The sequence below is a fragment of the Micromonospora sp. NPDC049044 genome, assembly GCF_040649215.1.
Taxonomy (GTDB): domain Bacteria; phylum Actinomycetota; class Actinomycetes; order Mycobacteriales; family Micromonosporaceae; genus Micromonospora.
In genome coordinates, this window is record NZ_JBEZFA010000019.1 from 1 (window position 1) to 16,969 (window position 16,969).

At 72.5% G+C, this 16,969-nt stretch carries 15 protein-coding genes and 1 pseudogene; 12 read left to right on the forward strand and 4 right to left on the reverse strand.

Annotation, left to right across the window (positions count from 1 at the left end; genetic code table 11):
• Positions 1–157 precede the first annotated feature (157 nt).
• The 6 genes from AB0B85_RS17460 to AB0B85_RS17485 all read left to right on the forward strand — a co-directional run bounded on the left by AB0B85_RS17460 (position 158) and on the right by AB0B85_RS17485 (position 5,440).
• Entirely contained in the window at positions 158–613 is a 456-nt protein-coding gene (locus AB0B85_RS17460; RefSeq protein ID WP_357408369.1) for an SRPBCC family protein, read from the forward strand.
• A 31-nt stretch (positions 614–644) separates the two neighbouring features.
• Complete coding sequence (locus tag AB0B85_RS17465) at positions 645–1,349, forward strand: hypothetical protein (protein ID WP_357408371.1); 705 nt, start codon at positions 645–647, stop codon at positions 1,347–1,349.
• A gap of 71 nt (positions 1,350–1,420) precedes the next feature.
• Positions 1,421–2,368, forward strand: a complete 948-nt coding sequence (locus AB0B85_RS17470; RefSeq protein ID WP_357408373.1) for an ROK family glucokinase — start codon at positions 1,421–1,423, stop codon at positions 2,366–2,368.
• Between the two features lie 11 nt (positions 2,369–2,379).
• Entirely contained in the window at positions 2,380–3,072 is a 693-nt protein-coding gene (locus AB0B85_RS17475) for an endonuclease/exonuclease/phosphatase family protein (RefSeq protein ID WP_357408375.1), read from the forward strand.
• A 114-nt stretch (positions 3,073–3,186) separates the two neighbouring features.
• Positions 3,187–4,593: an NAD(P)-binding domain-containing protein gene (locus AB0B85_RS17480; protein WP_357408377.1), complete on the forward strand. Its 1,407-nt coding sequence runs from the start codon at positions 3,187–3,189 to the stop codon at positions 4,591–4,593.
• 52 nt (positions 4,594–4,645) lie between these two features.
• Positions 4,646–5,440, forward strand: a complete 795-nt coding sequence (locus AB0B85_RS17485; RefSeq protein WP_357408562.1) for an alpha/beta fold hydrolase — start codon at positions 4,646–4,648, stop codon at positions 5,438–5,440.
• Positions 5,441–5,582: 142 nt separating this feature from the next.
• Here the strand turns inward: AB0B85_RS17485 and AB0B85_RS17490 are convergent.
• The 3 genes and pseudogenes from AB0B85_RS17490 to AB0B85_RS17500 form a co-directional block, all read right to left on the reverse strand.
• Positions 5,583–6,995: pseudogene (locus AB0B85_RS17490) on the reverse strand (trehalose-6-phosphate synthase); the annotation flags it as partial.
• A 158-nt stretch (positions 6,996–7,153) separates the two neighbouring features.
• A complete protein-coding gene (locus AB0B85_RS17495) occupies positions 7,154–7,996 on the reverse strand; it encodes a DUF308 domain-containing protein (RefSeq protein ID WP_357408379.1) in 843 nt (280 codons plus the stop codon).
• A 256-nt stretch (positions 7,997–8,252) separates the two neighbouring features.
• Positions 8,253–11,765, reverse strand: coding sequence for an adenylate/guanylate cyclase domain-containing protein (locus AB0B85_RS17500; RefSeq protein ID WP_357408564.1), 3,513 nt, complete (start codon positions 11,763–11,765; stop codon positions 8,253–8,255).
• Between the two features lie 171 nt (positions 11,766–11,936).
• Between AB0B85_RS17500 and AB0B85_RS17505 the strand changes: the two genes are divergently transcribed.
• Positions 11,937–12,134 carry a hypothetical protein gene (locus tag AB0B85_RS17505; protein ID WP_357408381.1) on the forward strand — a complete coding sequence of 66 codons (198 nt, stop codon included), beginning with the start codon at positions 11,937–11,939 and terminating at the stop codon, positions 12,132–12,134.
• A 72-nt stretch (positions 12,135–12,206) separates the two neighbouring features.
• Here AB0B85_RS17505 and AB0B85_RS17510 read toward each other — a convergent pair whose 3' ends face one another.
• Entirely contained in the window at positions 12,207–12,899 is a 693-nt protein-coding gene (locus AB0B85_RS17510) for a Crp/Fnr family transcriptional regulator (RefSeq protein ID WP_007463121.1), read from the reverse strand.
• 246 nt (positions 12,900–13,145) lie between these two features.
• Between AB0B85_RS17510 and AB0B85_RS17515 the strand changes: the two genes are divergently transcribed.
• The 5 genes from AB0B85_RS17515 (at position 13,146) to AB0B85_RS17535 (ending at position 16,776) form a co-directional block, all read left to right on the forward strand.
• Entirely contained in the window at positions 13,146–13,649 is a 504-nt protein-coding gene (locus AB0B85_RS17515) for a polyadenylate-specific 3'-exoribonuclease AS (protein ID WP_357408566.1), read from the forward strand.
• Positions 13,650–13,738: 89 nt separating this feature from the next.
• Positions 13,739–14,242, forward strand: a complete 504-nt coding sequence (locus AB0B85_RS17520) for a pyridoxamine 5'-phosphate oxidase family protein (protein WP_357408383.1) — start codon at positions 13,739–13,741, stop codon at positions 14,240–14,242.
• Positions 14,243–14,413: 171 nt separating this feature from the next.
• Positions 14,414–15,442, forward strand: coding sequence for a 6-phosphofructokinase (locus AB0B85_RS17525; protein ID WP_357408568.1), 1,029 nt, complete (start codon positions 14,414–14,416; stop codon positions 15,440–15,442).
• 73 nt (positions 15,443–15,515) lie between these two features.
• Positions 15,516–16,334: a pyrroline-5-carboxylate reductase gene (gene proC / locus AB0B85_RS17530; protein WP_357408571.1), complete on the forward strand. Its 819-nt coding sequence runs from the start codon at positions 15,516–15,518 to the stop codon at positions 16,332–16,334.
• Between the two features lie 91 nt (positions 16,335–16,425).
• The gene (locus AB0B85_RS17535; protein ID WP_357408385.1) at positions 16,426–16,776 is read left to right on the forward strand and encodes a DUF2203 domain-containing protein; all 351 of its coding nucleotides are present in this window, start codon (positions 16,426–16,428) and stop codon (positions 16,774–16,776) included.
• Positions 16,777–16,969: the final 193 nt, after the last annotated feature.

Sequence of the window (16,969 nt, forward strand, 5' to 3'; positions counted from 1 at the left end):
GTTCGAGGAACGGTCGACCCGCGACCGGCGGCCGGACCGACGTCAACGGCTCCGCCTTGGTGGACGGGTGGTCGTGCAGCCGCCGCCAGGACGCCCCGCTGGCCAGGGGCGAGGGCGGCGCGGCGTGCGGCCGCGGCCCGCCGGGTAGCCTCCCCCCATGGCGGACTCCTCCACCCAGTCGATCATCATCGGCGCCGCACCGGAACGGGTGACGGCGGTCATCTGCGACTTCGCGGCCTACCCGGAGTGGACCGACGCGGTCCGCCGTGCCGAGGTCGTCGAGGAGTACGAGGACGGCTACGCCAGTCAGGTGCGCTTCACCATCGACGCCGGGGTGATGGCCGACGAGTACGTGCTCGCCTACGAGTACGCCGAGGACGTCTCCCGGATCGAGTGGCACCTTGTCGCTCCCTCGAAGATGCAGAAGTCCCAGCGTGGTTCGTACGACCTGGTGGGTAACCCGGACGGCAGCACGACGGTGACCTACACGCTTGAGGTCGACCTGTCGGTGGGGATGCTCGGGATGTTTCGGCGCAAGGCCGAAAAGATGATCATGGACACCGCGTTGAAGCAGCTCAAGCGCCGGGTAGAAGCAACCGATGCGGCGCAGTGACGGGTCCGGTGGCACGGTAGAGGAGCCGAGGGTGGGCGGAACGGATCCGGGTTCGGCCCGGGAAGAGGCGGAGCGCTTGGTCGCCACGCTGCTCGCGGGGGCGCGACTGGCCTCCGCCGGCTCGGCGGGCGGCGCGTTCGGCTCGCTGGGCGGGGTGTTGGCCGGTGTCCTCGGTCACAGTGACGACGCGGACGGGCGGCGCGGCACCGGCGGCACTTTCGCCACCGGATCGCCCGAATGCTGCGTCTGCCCGGTCTGTCGGGGCATCTCCGCATTACGTGATCCGAGTCCAGAATTCGCCGAACGGCTCGCGACCGGCGCCGGTGATCTCGCGGCGGGCGTCGCCAGCCTGCTCCGCGCGTTCTCCCCGGTGTCGGCGCCCCCGACGAGCCCACCCGGTTCGGGCCCCGAGCCGACCACCGCGCGACCGTCGGCACCCGCCGCGAGCACCGAGGACGTGCTCTCCGAGCCAGCCCCCGACGACAGGTCCCGCGGGACCGGCGACGAACACGTGTGGCGCGATGCCACCCGCAGCGGGCATGATTCTCAGCCGGCGCCGGAGCGGGATGTCTGGTCGGTCGCCACCCGGACGGCGGACCCACTCGCCCCGGCCGCCGTACCACCCGTCGACGACGCCGGGCCGGCGACCGTACCGGCACCGACCACTCATCCCGCGGTGCCCGCTTCGCGGGTGCCGGACGACACCGGAGCGCAAGCTCCGGGCGACGGCGCCTGAGCGCGGGACATCCCGACCCGGACCGGCATGCCGCCGGGACACGGGCCGGACAGTAGAGGGGAGCGGCAGCGGTGACGCTGACCATCGGAGTCGACGTCGGTGGCACGAAGGTGGCCGGCGGTGTCGTGGACGACACCGGCACGGTCCTCGTGCAGACCCGACGGGACACCCCCGCCGATGACGTCGGCAAGACCCGCGACGTCATCATCGAGCTGGTCGGCGAACTGGCGGCCGGGCGGACGATCGAGGCCGTCGGCATCGGCGCGGCCGGCTGGATCGACGCCAGCCGCTCGACTGTGCTCTTCGCCCCCAATCTGGCCTGGCGGGACGAACCGCTGCGGGAGTACGTCAGCGAGGCCGTCGGCCTGCCGGTGATCGTGGAGAACGACGGAAACGTGGCCGCCTGGGCCGAGTTCCGCTACGGCGCGGCCCGCGACGCCGACGACTCGATGATCATGTTCACGATCGGTACGGGGGTGGGTGGCGGCATCGTCCTCGGCGGCGACCTGATGCGCGGCGCGCACGGCATCGCCGCGGAGCTGGGCCACATGCTTGCCGTGCCGGACGGGCACCAGTGCGGCTGCGGCCGGCTCGGCTGCATCGAGCAGTACGCCAGCGGCAGTGCCCTGGTGCGCTTCGCCCGAGCCGGCGCCCGGCAGGAGCCCAACCGGGCCACCGCGCTGCTCGACCTGGCCGGCGGTGAGGCCGAGGCGATCACCGGGCCGATGGTGACCGCCGCCGCGCAGGGCGGCGACCCCGTCTCCGCCGAGGCGTTCGCGCAGATCGGCCGATGGCTGGGCACCAGCCTCGCCGACATGGCGCAGATCCTCGACCCGCAGACCCTGGTGGTCGGCGGCGGTGTGATCGACGCCGGTGACCTGCTGCTCGGCCCGACGCGCCGCTCGTACCTCGACGCGCTCTCCCAGCGCGGTCGCCTGCCGGTGGCCGAGGTGCTCCCGGCCGAGCTGGGCAACAGCGCCGGAGTGATCGGCGCCGCCGATCTGGCCCGCCGGATCTGAAGCGGTCCGCGATGGGTGTGCCGCTGCGCGTGGTGTCGTACAACATCCACAGCCAACGCGACGACACCGCCGCGCTGGCGGCGGTGGTCCGGGCCGCGCGGCCCGACGTGGTGATCGTGCAGGAGGGGCCGCGCCGGTTCCGGTGGCGGCAGAAGTCCGCCACGCTGGCCGAGTCGTTCGGTCTGGTGGTGGCCGCCGGTGGGCTGCCCGCGCTTGGCAACCTGCTGCTGACCAGCCTGCGGGTGCGGGTGTCGGGCACCCGGTGCCAACGCTTCCCGCTGACCCCCGGCCGGCACCTGCGCGGCGCCGCGTACGCCGACTGCCGGATCGGCGACGCCCGGTTCACAGTGGCCGGCTCGCACCTGTCCACCGACCCGGCTGAGCGGTCCGCGCAGGCCGCCGAGTTCAAGCGCGGCCTGGACGCGGCGACCAGCCCGGTGCTGGCCGGGGCGGACCTCAACGAGGGCCCGGACGGGCCCGCCTGGGCCACCGTGTCGCGTGGGTTGACCGACGCCGCGGTGGCGGCCGACCGGGCCGAGCGGCTCACCTACTCCTGCGCCGACCCGCGCCGACGCATCGACGCGCTCTTCGTCGACCCGCGGATCACCGTTGTCGACTACGACGTGGTGGACACTCCGCAGACCCGCCGGGCCAGCGACCACTTCCCGGTCCTCGTCGACCTGCTGCTGCCCACCACCGGCTGACCCCCGACCGGCTCGACAGTCGACCCATCCGGGCCAGGACTGGACATCCGGCCCGGTTGTGGAGAGGATTTCGCGGCGACCGGCACGCCTGCCGTACCAAAAGGAGATGTCCCGGTGTCCACCTCCACCGACCACGGCCGGCCCGACCCGGAGGCGACCTTCTCCGCGCCCAGCGGCGACGGCCGCCCGATCTCCGACCGGGGCGACACGGTGTGCGTCATCGGGGCCGGGGCCAGCGGCCTGACGGCCATCAAGAACCTGCGCGAGCACGGCTTCGGCGTGGACTGCTACGAACGGGAGACGGGCGTCGGCGGCGCCTGGAACTGGCGGCACGACCGCAGCCCGGTGTACGCCAGCACCCACCTGATCTCGTCGAAGCCGTTCACCCAGTTCCCGGACTTCCCGATGCCGGACTCCTGGCCGGACTACCCGCACCACAGTCAGGTGCTGTCGTACTTCGAGCGGTACGCCGACCACTTCGACCTGCGCTCGCACATCTGGTTCGGCACCGAGGTGGTCCGGGTCGAGCCCGCCGAGGGGGAGCGGTGGGACGTGACCACCCGCTCCACCGGCGGATACGGCCCGGAGCGCACCTCCCGGTACGCCGCCGTGGTGATCGCCAACGGGCACAACTGGTCGCCGAAGCTGCCCCGCTACGAGGGCCTTGAGGAGTTCCGCGGCGAGATCATGCACGCCTCGTCCTACAAGGACCCGGCGCAGTTGCGCGGTAAGCGGGTGCTTGTGGTCGGCGCCGGCAACACCGGCTGTGACATCGCCGTCGAGGCCGCCCAGCAGGCGTCACGTTGCTGGCACTCGACCCGGCGCGGCTACTGGTACGCGCCGAAGTACGTGCTCGGCCGCCCGGCCGACCAGGTGAACGACAGCCTGCTGGCGCTGCGCGTGCCGCTGCGGGTGCGGCAGTGGCTCTACCACTGGACGCTGCGGTTGACCGTCGGCGACCTGACCCGCTTCGGCCTGCCCAAGCCCGACCACCGGGTGTACGAGACGCACCCGATCGCGAACAGCCAGCTCGTCTACTACGTGGGCCACGGCGGGATCGGCCCGGTGCCGGACATCGCCCGGTTCCACCCGTACGCCGTGGAGCTGGCCGACGGCCGCGAGATCGACCCCGAGGTGGTCATCTTCGCCACCGGCTACCTGCCGCGCTTCGAGTTCCTCGACGCGTCGGTGTTCGCCGACAGCGCCGGGGCGGGCCGGCCCACCCTGTGGCTCAACGCGTTCACCCCGGGGCACCCGACGCTTGCCGTCGCCGGCCTGGTGCAGCCGGACTCCGGGTTGTTCACCCTGTCGCACTGGCAGACGGTGCTCTTCGCCCGGCTCCTGCAAGCCCGCCGGGATCGGCCGGAGCGGGCCGCCGCGTTCGCGCGGCGGGTGCGGGAGCGGGCCGGGGAGCGCTACTCCGGTCAGGTCAAGGAGAGCAGCCGGCACTGGTTCGAGGTCGGTCACGCCGACTATCTGCGCGCGGTGCAGCGCGCGCTTGTCGAGCTGGAGGGCAAGTGAACCGGACCGGTAGTCGCGAACGAAGGGCAGACAAGTGACTGAGCTGCGGATCATGCGGGGCCGGGAGTGGTCTCGTCCGGTCCGACCGGCTCGGCGGGAGGTGCTCAGCGCCGTCCCCGAGGTGGAGCAGGGGCGACCTCCGCTGCTCTTCGTTCCCGGGTTCGGGCACGGCGCGTGGGTGTTCGCCGAGCACTGGCTGGGTCACGCGGCGTCGCGGGGCTTCCCGGCGTACGCGGTGAGCCTGCGCGGGCACGGGGGCAGTGAGCCGGCGCCGGAGGCGACGCTGCGCGCGTACGCGCACGACGTGGTTCAGGTGGCCGCGAGCCTGCCACGGCAGACGGTGCTGGTGGGGCACGGCGCCGGGGCGCTTGTGGTGGCGCACGCGATGGCCCGTTATCCGGCGCGCGGCGCGGTGCTCGTGGCGCCGGTCTTCGGCGGCTGGGGAGCGTTGGGTACGGCGTTGCGCCGCAACCCTGGGGGCACGTTGCCGGCGGTGTTCGGTGGGCCGTTGCGGCTCAACAGTGGGCAGTTGTTCAGCCGCGAGTTGCCCGACGAGGAGGCCCGGAGGTACGTCGGACGACTCGGTCGGGCGGGCCGGCGGGCGCAGTGGGAGCTGCTGGGCGAGCCGGCGGCCGAGCCGGCCGTGGGCAGCCCGCCGGTGCTGGTGCTGGGCAGCCCGGACGACCGGGTGGTGCCGGCGTCGACGTTGACCCGGGTGGCCCGCCGGTACGATTCGGCCCCGTTGCTCTTTCCCGGGATGGGCCACGACCTGATGCTCGACGCGCGGTGGGTGGAGCCGATCGACGCGATCCTGGACTGGCTGGAGAAGGAACCCACCGCGCACTGAGCGCACGGGCCGGTCAGCCGCTGCTCTGGCGGATGGCCGAGCCGGCGGTGGGGGTGGCGGGTCGGGGCACCACGGCGTCGCCGGCGGAGGTGGCGGCGTCCGGGTCGACGTCGCCGGGGATGACGCCGCCGGGATCGACGTCGGTGCTGGTCAGGCGGTTGACCAGGGCGCCGTGCTCATCCAGCGCGTGCAGGTAGGAGCGGGCCCAGGCCCGGATGTCGTGCTCCTCCAGGTGGGCGCGCATGGCCCGCATCCGTTGCGTGGTGTCGGCCGGGTCGGCCCGCAACGCCGCGCAGAGGCCCTGCTTGAGCCCCTCCAGATCGTGCGGGTTGACCAGGTACGCCTGGGAGAGTTCGGCGGCGGTGCCGGCGAACTCGCTGAGCAACAGGGCACCGGTGTCGTCCACCCGGGCGGCCACGTACTCCTTGGCGACGAGGTTCATCCCGTCGCGCAGCGGGGTCACCGCCATCACGTCGGCGACCCGGTAGAGCGCGGCCAACTCGGCTCGGTCGAAGGGCTGGGTGAGGTAGTGGATCGCCGGCTCGCCGACCCGGCCGAACTCGCCGTTGATCCGACCCACCTCGCGCTCGATCCGCTCCCGCAGGATCTGGTATTGGCCGACGCGTTCCCGGCTCGGCATCGCGACCTGCACCAACACCGTGTCGCGGACCTTGACGTCGCCGCTGGCGAGCAGTTCGCTGTACGCCTTGAGGCGCTGCTCGATGCCCTTCGTGTAGTCCATCCGGTCCACGCTGAGGATGACCTGCCGGGGGTCGCCGAGGTCCTGGCGTAGCCGGCGGGCGCGGGCGGCGACGTCCGGGCGGGCGGCGAGCGCACCCATCTCGGCGGTGTCGATGGAGACCGGGAACGCGCCGATGCGCACGACCCGGTCGTCGATGCCGATCCGGCGGTCGGTGGCCGGCAGCTCAAGCACCCTGGTCACCAGTTGGGCGAAGTTGTGCGCCGCCTGCACGCGCTGGAAGCCGACCAGGTCGGCACCGAGCATCCCGCGCAGCAGTTCGGCCCGGCGCGGCAACTGCATGAACAGCTCCGGCGGCGGGAACGGCACGTGCAGGAAGAAGCCGATGCGCAGGTCCGGACGGAGCGTGCGCAGCAGACCGGGGACCAGTTGCAGGTGGTAGTCCTGCACCCAGACCACCCCGCCCTGCTCGGTGACCTCGGCGGTCGCCTCGGCGAAACGTTGGTTGACCCGTTGGTACGCCTCCCACCACCGCCGGTGGTGCTGCGGCTGCTCGACGGCGTCGTGGTAGAGCGGCCAGAGGGTGGCGTTGGCGAACCCCTCGTAGTGGTCGCGGAGGTCTTCCGGGCTGAGTGCGACGGTGTGCATCCGGACGCCGTCGACGTCCGGTAGGGCGGGGGCCGGGCCGGTGCCGCCGGCCCAACCGACCCAGGTCGCCGGAGTGTGCCGCAGGAGTGGATGCAGCGCGCTCACCAACCCGCCGGGGCTGCGCCGCCACTCGCAGGCCCCGTCGGGTGCCTGGCTGTCGTCGATGGGGAGGCGGTTGGCCACCACCACGAGAGAACTCTGTCGCATCTCGGGCATTCCGATCAGCAGAGGACTGACCGCCACGAGGAAGGGAAAACCGGTCAGTCAGCGGGGGAAGTGACGTACAGCGGTATTCCTACTGACAGTAAGTTACACCACTGTTACGCGATCGGCGGGTCTGCGCCGTCCCGGGATGCGGGCCGGGATCAGACGACGGCGCCGTTGTCCGGGTCGTCCTCGTCCTCGTCGCCGGGGCGCAGCCGCCAGATCAGCGTGACGAAACCGGCCAGGATGCCGGTGAACCCGAACAGGGTGACCGCCGAGCGGTCCACCGGGAGCAGGCCCGGGAAGAGGAAGAGCACGAACCCGACGATCACGCCGAGCGCACCGACCACCGCGTACTTGCTGACCCGGGGCAGCGGCGGCGGCGGGGGCGGGTGGTAACCCTCGTCGTCCTCGTCGTCGGGCAGGTCGGCCCCGAAGGTGTCCAACCCGTCCAGCAGCGACGGCTCGTCCGGCCGGGTGCCGCGCCCCACCGAGATCCCGGAGATGTCGGTGGCGGAGGGCAGCCGGCGGGTGTCGGTGGCGGTCGGGCCGGGCTCGTCGGTCCCCGAGCGGGTCAGCGGGCCGGCGGTCGGCTCGTCCCGTTCGTCGACATTCTCCGCGGCCGGCCACGGGTGCTCGCCGGTGGTGGAGGAGGTGTGGAAACTCGCCACGATCCGCGCCCACTCGGCGTCGATGTCCGGTTCGTCGCGGGCGGGCGGCTGCTCGGGGGTGGTCTCGTCGGCGAGCTGGGAGAGATAGTCCCGGGCGGTGGTCAGGTGCGAGCGGTCGACGTAGAGCCTGTCGACCGGCCGGGCCGGCACTGTGGTGGTGCGGGTGACCGGATTGAGATCGGCCGAGGGTTGCAGGTAGGCGGCGATCCCACCGGCGGCCAGCACGTCGAGCAGGTGCTCACCGACGCGCGGATCGACGTCGCCGACGACGGCGTACTCGTTCGCGTCGAGCCCGTTGTCCCGCCGTCCCCGGCGGGCACCACCCGCTGACACCCGGACATCCCCCTTAACGCGCCTCGCGGCGCGACCCTCGACGCCCGTCCGCACGCCGTGCTCTGAATCGTGACACGTCAGGGCATGGTTCCGGGAGTGCGTTGTGTCGCGTCTTCCAAAGTCACGGCCGCCGCCGCAGGTCGTGACCGGGGTTCTTTGTCCGTTCTTGCGCGACCAGCGCCATCTCGGTGGCCGTTGGCATACCGGCGGCCGACGCCCCGTTCGACAGCTACCGGCGGGGCCGGGACCCGCCCGCTCAGCAGGCCAGCGCCGGTCCGGTCGGGCTGATCGGCCGACCGGCCAGGGCGAGCAGGCCGGGGGCGTCGTTACGCAGCGCGAAGGTGCGTACCTCCGCGCGGGTCGCCCGTGCGCCGGCCGGGTCGCCGGCACGGGTCAGCTCCGCCGCCGCGAGCGCGAGCGCCAACACCTGGTCGCTGACGTCCGGGATCCGCCCGTAGGTCTCGGCGGCGGCAAGGTGCAGCTCGGCGGAGCGCCGGTGGTCGCCGTCCGCCGCGGCCAGGGCCGCCGTCACGGTCCGCAACGCCGCCTCCGACCAGGGCGTGCGGTGCCCGACCCGGCCCAGCATCGTGCGGACCCGCACCGCCGCGCTCCGACCGCTCAGGGCGGCGGCGTACGCGGCCGCGGCGATCCACTCGCCACTGGCCAGGGCCGGCACCGCCGACCAACTCGTGTCCAGTTCCTCGATCAGCTCCGCCGCCTCGGCGTCGCGCCCCTGCAACGCCCGACACAGCGCGGCCATGCTCAGCATCGTCCAGAGCAGCCGGTAGAACCCGCTGCGCCGCGCGGTGTCCAACGCGTCGATCAGGTCGTCCGGATCCTCGTCGTCGCGCAGCACCAACAGACAGCAGCGCAACCCGCGCACCTGCATGTCCCAACTCCCGGTGGGCGTGTCCACGAACGCCTCCGCCGCGGCGAAGAGCCGACCGAAGTCGCCGTCGAACCAGGCCCGCATCGCCTCCGCCGAGTAACTGGTGGTCAGGGTCTGCCCGCTCGCGGTCCGCGCCGGCGCGGCCGAGAGCAGGGCGTTCGACCGCAGCCAGTCGCCCTCCTCCCGGATCGCCCAGGCGAGGTTCTGGGTGGCCCGGGGCAACGCCAGCAGTTGATTGGCCCGGGCGAACTCGACGATCGCGTGCAGCTCGTCCAGGCCGGCCCGGTCTCCGGACTGGTAGCGGGCGGTGGCCGCGGTGATCCGGGCGTTGGTCTGGGTCTCGGCCAGACCCAACTGCTCGGCGATCTCGGCGGCGGTGTCCGCCGCGGCGACGGCCGGGTCCCGCTCGTAGTTGAGCATGTGCAGCCGGCCCATCTCGGCGTACGCGTCCGCCTTCTGCGGACTGTCAGGTAGTGGCTCGAACAGCTGCACCGCGCGCTCCAGGCAGGCAAGCGCGTCGCCGCGGTCGGCGCGCAGCCAGGCGGCCTGGCCGAGCAGCGTCCACGCCCGCGCCGCACAGGCGTTGTCGCCGTGCGACAGCAGCCGGTCGGCGAGGGTGTGCACCTGCTCCGGCCCACCGCCGGAGAGGAACGCGTTGCCGTCCCGGTAGAACGAGATCTCCGTGCTGAGCAGCTCCAACTGGAGCCGGTCCACCGGGTCGCTGTCGTCGGCCAGGCCGAGTGCCCGCCCCGCGTGGCTGGCCGCCGCGTCCAACCCGTGCAGCGCGTACGCCCGGCGGGCCGCCCGGTGCAGCGCCTGCCGCGCCGGCCCGGCGTAGCGGCGCACCTGCATGCCCAGCGAGCGGGCGATCTCGTGCGCGGCCCAGCGGTGGTGCGCGAGCACCTCGGCCAGGTCGGTGTCGCGGGAGTGCGACAGCGCGTCGAGCCAGTCGGCGGCCCGCTCGTGCCGGGCCACCCGTTCGGTGCGCGGCAACCGTTGGTAGCAGACGTCGCGGACCAGCACGTGGCGGAACCGGAACTCCGCCTGCCCGGCCATCGTCGACCCGGCCTGCTCGTGCACGAAGTCGCGTTGTTCGAGTCGGCGCAGCGAACGCTCGACCGACTCGACCTGTTGCCCGAGCGCGGTGGCGACCGCGCCGGGCCAGAACTGCACGCCGACCACCGACGCGGCAAGCAGCACCGCCCGGTCCTTGGCGTCCAGCAGGTCCACCCGGTTGGCGATCACCGCGTGCACGCTCTCCGGCATGGCCAGTTCGAGTTGCTTGTCCAGCGACCACCCCCGCCCGGACTGGCGCAGCGCCCCCTGCTCGATGAGCATCCGGACGTACTCGTGTGCGTAGAGCGGGTTGCCGCCGGCCACCTCGACCAACGGGGTAAGCATGTCGGCGGAGAACGCCGCCTGGCCGAACAGGTGCGCGTACAGCGCGGCGATGCCGGTGTCCCGCAGGGGCGGCAGGGTGATGGTCACCGAGCCGGTGATGGTTCCGGCCCAGCTCGGGTCCCGGTCGACAAGCTCCGGGCGGGCGGTGCAGAGCAGCAGCAGCGGCACGTCGCGGGCCGCCGCCCCGAGCAGCTCCACGAAGCGCAGCATCGCGTCGTCGGCCCAGTGCAGGTCCTCGAAGACCAGCACTGTGGGACGCTGGGCGGCCAGCGCCAGCAGGAAGCGACGCCACGCCGACTCCGCCTCCTCGGCCGGCAGCGGCGTGCCGGGCAGCCCGACCAGCGGGCGCAGCGCGTCCACCACCCGGTCCCGCTCACCCGGGCCGACCAGCTCGCCGACGGCGGCGGTCAGCCGCTGCGCGGCGCTCGTCGCCGGGTCGGTGTCGAGGATGCCGGCTTCGGACTTCACGATGTCGGCGAGCGCGGCGAAGGTGACGTTCTCCCCGAACGGCGGGCAACGCCCGGTGCGCCAGGTCAGCGGCTCGTCGACCAGCCGGCCAGTGTGCCGGTAGAGCTCCCGCAGCAGCCGGCTCTTGCCGATGCCGGCCCGGCCGAAGATGGTGACCACCTGCGGTCGCCGGTCGCGCAGCGACCGGTGCAGGGCGTTGACGAGCATCCCCAGCTCGTGTTCCCGGTCGACAAGCGGTGTGGTGTCCGGCTCCCGGTCGGTGGGTTGGCGACGCAGCGGGGACAGGGCGAGCCACACCTCGGTCGGCGACGACCTGCCGCGCAGGGTGACCGGGGGCTGCTCCTCGTAGCGGATCGCGTCCTTGGTGAGCGCGTGGGTGGTGCCGCAGACCAGCACCCCGCCGGGTGGGGCGACCGACTGCATCCGGGAGGCCGTGTTGACCACGTCGCCGGCCACGATGGCCTGTCCGCCGTCGCGGGCGGCGGCCACGTCGACGAGCGCCTCCCCGGTGGACACCCCGACCCGGAACCGCAGCTCGGCGCTGCCGGTCGGCGCGAACCGGGTGAGCACCCGTTGCAGTTCCAGGCCGGCCCGTACGCAGCGCAGCGCGTCGGTCTCGGTGGCGATCGGGGCGCCGAAGAGCGCCATCACCGCGTCCCCGATGTACTTCTCCACCACCCCGCCGTACTGACTGACCACCCGCCGGGCGGCGGCGAAGAACCCGGTCTGCATGCCACGGACCTGCTCCGGGTCGGTGCGCTCGACGTACGGCGTGAAGTCGATCAGGTCCACGAAGAGCACGCTCACCCGGCGGCGGTCCTCCTGCGGGCTGACCGCGGCCGGTCGGTCCGCGCCCGGTCGCGGCGACCCGCAGGACGTGCAGAACGTGACGTCCGAGGCGAGCGGGCGCAGGCAGTGCGGGCACACCGCGCCCAGCTCGGCGCCGCAGCCGCCACAGAAGCGGTCTCCGTCGGCGGCCGTGCGTCCACAGCGTTCACACTGCGCGGCGATGACATCCCCCCGAGAGGAACGGGTCGACGCCGACGGCGTCCCCTGACCGGAATTATCGCCCCTCGGCCGTTGCCAGCCACCAGCCTGTTGGTTTGTGGACAGTCACCGACGGTGTTGACCGACTAGATTCAGGCGGCCAGATATCGATCAGGGACCGGAGGGGACAGGGCAATGGTGTACGTCAAGCTGGAAAGTGACTGGACCGACGGCAACGGGGTCAACCACTCTGCGGGCGACTCGGTGGACGTCGACGCCGCCACGCTCGCCACGTTGGAGGCCAAGGGCATCGTCAGCGAGCAGACCCACGGCCCGGGTGGCGACGGCAAGGGCCCGGACAAGTGGGCCGGGCCGGGCAGCTCCGGGGTGTGACAGTACGTCGATGACGCCGAACCGGCCGGGTCGCCAGCGGGCGGCCCGGCCGGTTCGTGGTGTCAGTGGGTGTCAGCGGTCGTTCATGCCGGCGCGGCGGCGCAGCGCGGCCACGTCGGTCACCACGATCCGGCGCCCCTCGGTACGCAGCCAGCCCCGGCTCGCGAACGAACCGATCGCCTGGTTGACGCTCTGCCGGGAGCCACCTGCCATCTCGGCCAGTTGACTCTGGTTGAGCTCGATCGTGATCATCGGTGCCTGGCTCTCGCCAGCCAACCGGACAAGCGTCTTGGCCACCCGGCCCGGCAGGTCGAGGAAGACGTGGTCGGCGTTCTGCTCGGTCAACCGACGGATCAGCCCACCCAGTGAGCGCATCACCGCGTCCAGGATGCGGGGGTTGGAGTGCACCAGCTCCATGAACGCGCCCCGCGACAGGGCGAGCGCCGCGCAGTCCTCGATGGCCTCGGCCGAGGCGGACCGGGTGGACGCGTCGAGCAGGGAGACCTCGCCGAGCACGTCGGGTGGACGGATTACCGACAGCACGGCCCGCTCGCCGGTGGGTGCGGTGCGGAAGACGGCCACCGCGCCGCGGCGCAACACGATGAGCGACTCACCCGGGTCGTTCTCCACGAAGAGCAGCTGGCCCTTGCGGTAGGTGCGCGGAACGGCGGCGGCGATGACGCGCTGCCGCACCTCGGGCTCCAAACCAGCGAACATCTCGACACCCGTGAGCGCGTCACCCGGCTCTGGCAGGCGCATCTCCACGGCCCAACCCCTCCCCGGTCATGGACCACAAACTCGCTCACCGGGTGAACCTGATGGCCCTGACAAGGTGAACTGACACCGATTCGGCATCCGGTAGCGGTACACATCAGATCATGACGGTCCGGTCGCTTGCTGTACACCCCTCGAAGCACTTCCGTAACCGTCGCGCGTCGCGGCGGCCCGTCACCAGCGGTTCGACGGCCCCCGCCGGGCGCGGCCGGGGGACGGTGGGCGAGGATGGCCGGAATGGTCTACCGCTATTTCTACGACTGTGAGTTCATCGAGGACGGCACGACAGTCGACCTCGTCTCGATCGGTGTCGTCGACGAGTACGGCCGCGAGTTCTACGCGGTCTCCACGGAGTTCGACGACTCCCGTGCCGTGCCCTGGGTCCGGCGCAACGTGCTCGACAAGCTGCCGTCCCCGGCGGACCGGGCGTGGCGCTCGCGTGAGCGCATCCGCGACGACCTGTACGACTTCCTCGTCGAGCCGATCCGGGACCGGCCGGGGGAGCAGTTGGAGCTGTGGGCCTGGTACGCCGCGTACGACCATGTGGTGCTCGCCCAGCTCTGGGGTGCGATGCCGGCGCTGCCCCGGGAGATTCCCCGCTACACCAAGGAGCTGCGGCAGCTCTGGGACGACCGCGGGCGCCCGACCCTGCCGGACGCGGACGCGGCCCGGCACGATGCGCTCGTCGATGCCCGGCACAACCTGGCCCGCTGGCGGGCGATGACGCCTGGCGGGCGGTGACGACCCGCTCAGCGGCGGCCGTACCGTCGCGGGTTTGACCGGTTCTGTCCCGGGCATCGGTTCGACCAGCCGATCCGAGGGAGAGTGCAATGAGCAACCAGCCGACAAGCGCCGCCGACGCTCGGGCCCGGGTCACCGAGCTGGCCCGGGCCGCGCGCATCTGCATGCTCACCACGACCGCGCTGGACGGGCGGCAGGTGAGCCGGCCGATGGGGCTCCAGGAGGCCGAGTTCGACGGCGAGCTGTGGTTCTTCGCCAACGCCGACTCGGCCAAGGTCCGCCAGCTCCGGGTCAACCCGGAGGTCAACGTCGCCTTCTCCGACCAGAAGCACAACGCCTGGGTGTCGATCTCCGGCACCGCCACCGAGGGGTTCGACCGGGCGCGGGCCGAGCGGTTGTGGAACCCGCTGCTCAAGGCATGGTTTCCTGATGGGCTGGACACCCCGGGCCTCACCTTGATCAAGGTGCACGCCAGCTCCGCCGAGTACTGGGACTCGGCCAGCAGTGCCGTGGTCAACCTGCTCGGCTACGCGAAGGCCGCCGTCACCGGCCGGCCGCCGGAGGGCGGCGAGAACCGCGAGGTGACGTTCTGAGCAGCGCTGGTCGGCCCGTCGACCCGGGGCGCGCTGTCGTCGCACCGGCGGGCCGACTACAGTGCGCAGTGACGGCCCGCCCCGGGCCGGCAACGGCGCCGATGGTCTGATCTGACACATATCCTGGGGCAATTCGGGCTTTACCTGATGCTCCAGGAGGATGAGCGGATCATGCGTATCGGCGTGCTCACCGGCGGCGGCGACTGCCCCGGTCTCAACGCGGTCATCCGGGCGGTGGTCCGCAAGGGCGTCGCCACCTACGGTCACGAGTTCGTGGGCTTCCGGGACGGTTGGAAGGGCCCGCTCGAGGGTCTGTCCCGTCCCCTGGGCATCGCGGACGTCCGTGGCATCCTGCCCCGTGGCGGCACCATCCTCGGTTCGTCCCGGACCAACCCGTTCAAGATCGAGAACGGCGTCGAGCGGATCAAGGACAACCTGGCCAGCCAGGGCGTCGACGCCCTGATCGCGATCGGCGGCGAGGACACCCTCGGCGTGGCCACCAAGCTCTACGAGCTGGGCGTGCACGTGGTCGGCGTGCCGAAGACGATCGACAACGACCTCGGCGCCACCGACTACACCTTCGGCTTCGACACCGCTGTCAACATCGCGATGGAGGCCATCGACCGGCTGCACACAACCGCGGAGAGCCACCACCGCACCCTGGTCGTCGAGGTGATGGGCCGGCACGCGGGCTGGATCGCCCTGCACGCCGGCCTGGCCGGCGGCGCCAACGTGATCCTGCTGCCCGAGCGGCAGTTCGACGTCGACCAGGTGGCCGGCTACGTCGAGAAGCGCTTCCAGCACCAGTACGCCCCGATCGTCGTGGTCGCCGAGGGCGCCCAGCCGCTGGACGGCCAGATGGTCCTCGCCAACCAGGAGCTGGACTCGTTCGGCCACGTCCGCCTCGGCGGCATCGGCCAGTGGCTCGCCGAGCAGCTGGAGGCCAAGACCGGCAAGGAGGCCCGCACCGTGGTGCTGGGCCACATCCAGCGCGGTGGCACCCCGACCGCCTTCGACCGGGTGCTCGCCACCCGCCTGGGCCTGCAGGCCATCGACGCGGTGAACGACGGCGACTGGGGCAAGATGGTCGCGATGCAGAGCACCGACATCGTCCGGGTGCCGCTGGTCGAGGCCACCCGCGAGCTGAAGACCGTGCCGCTGGAGCGGTACGCCGAGGCCGAGGTCTTCTTCGGCAGCTGATCGACGGTTGGTGGCACGGCGGGCCGGCGGGTCCGCCGTGCCACGAACCAGACGCGAGGGGGTACGGGCCGACATGTCCGCCGGGATGCACACTGTCGCGGTCATTGGCGCGGGCAAGATCGGCGAGCTGATGCTCTCCGGGCTGCTGCGCTCGGGATGGCCGGTGGACCGGCTGCTGGCCACCGCCCGCCGGCCGGCCCGCGCCGAGGAACTGACCGCCCGCTACGGGGTACGGGTCGTCGACAATCTGACAGCGGTGGACGAGGCGGCGGTGCTCGCGATCTCGGTGAAGCCGCAGGACGCCGCCGCGCTGCTCGACGAGATCGGCCCCAAGGTGCCGGCCGACAAACTCGTCATCTCGCTCTGTGCCGGCCTGACCAGCAGCTTCTTCAACCGCCGGCTGCCCGAGGGCACCCCGGTGGTCCGGGTGATGACCAACACCCCGGCGGTCGTCGACGAGGCCATGACGGCGATCTCGGCGGGCGCGTACGCCACCGGGGCCCACCTGGCGTTGGCCGAGGAGATGTTCAAGCCCCTCGGCCGGACGATCAGGGTGCCCGAGTCGCAGCAGGACGCGGTCACGGCGCTCTCCGGCTCCGGACCGGCCTACTTCTACCTGCTGGTCGAGGCAATGATCGACGCGGGAATCCTGCTCGGCCTGCCCCGACAGGTGGCCCACGAGCTGATCGTGCAGACCGCCATCGGTGCCGCCGTGATGCTGCGGGATTCCGGGGAGCACCCGGTCAAGTTGCGCGAGGCGGTCACCTCGCCGGCCGGCACCACCATCTCCGCGATCCGCGAGTTGGAGAAGCACGGCGTACGGGCGGCGCTGCTGGCCGCGCTGGAGGCCGCCCGGGATCGCGCCCGGGAGCTGGCGGCACAGGCCGACTGACTCCGGTCGCCGGGCCGGGGTGATTGGCCGCATTCCGCGTGGGTGGCCGTCGGGGTGCGTCGCGGGGCCGGGTGTGCCGCATACTTGCCCGGTGTTCACACTTGCCCAGGCCCGGCACCTGGTGGCCACCCTCCAGCCGCGCGTCGACGAGTTGATCCGGGTCCGGGCCGACCTGGCTGAGCTGCGCGTCGACCTGGCCGACCACGGGGTCAGCGCGCTCGGCGGGCGGGCCGAGGTCAAGGGGCTCGAAGCTCGACTGCACGCCATCGTCGACGAGCTGCACCAACACGACATCCAGGTCAAGGGCATCGCCCCGGTCCTGCTCGACTTTCCCGGCGAGCGCGCCGGCCGCGCCGTGCTCTGGTGCTGGCTGGAGGGCGACTCCGACGTGCGCTGGTACCACCGCGCCGAGTGCGGCTTCGCCGGCCGCCGCCCGCTCTGACGCCACCCGCCGCTCTGCCGCCGCCGGCCGGTCTGCCCGCCCCCGGTCTGCCGCCGCCGCCCGCTCTGCCGCCACCCGCCGCTCTGCCGCCACCCGCCGCTCTGCCGCCGCCGGCCGGTCTGACGCCGTCCGCCGCTTGGCGTCGGCGCGGTGGGGGCCCGGCTGAGCGCTCGATCCACTCGGGCTCCTGCAA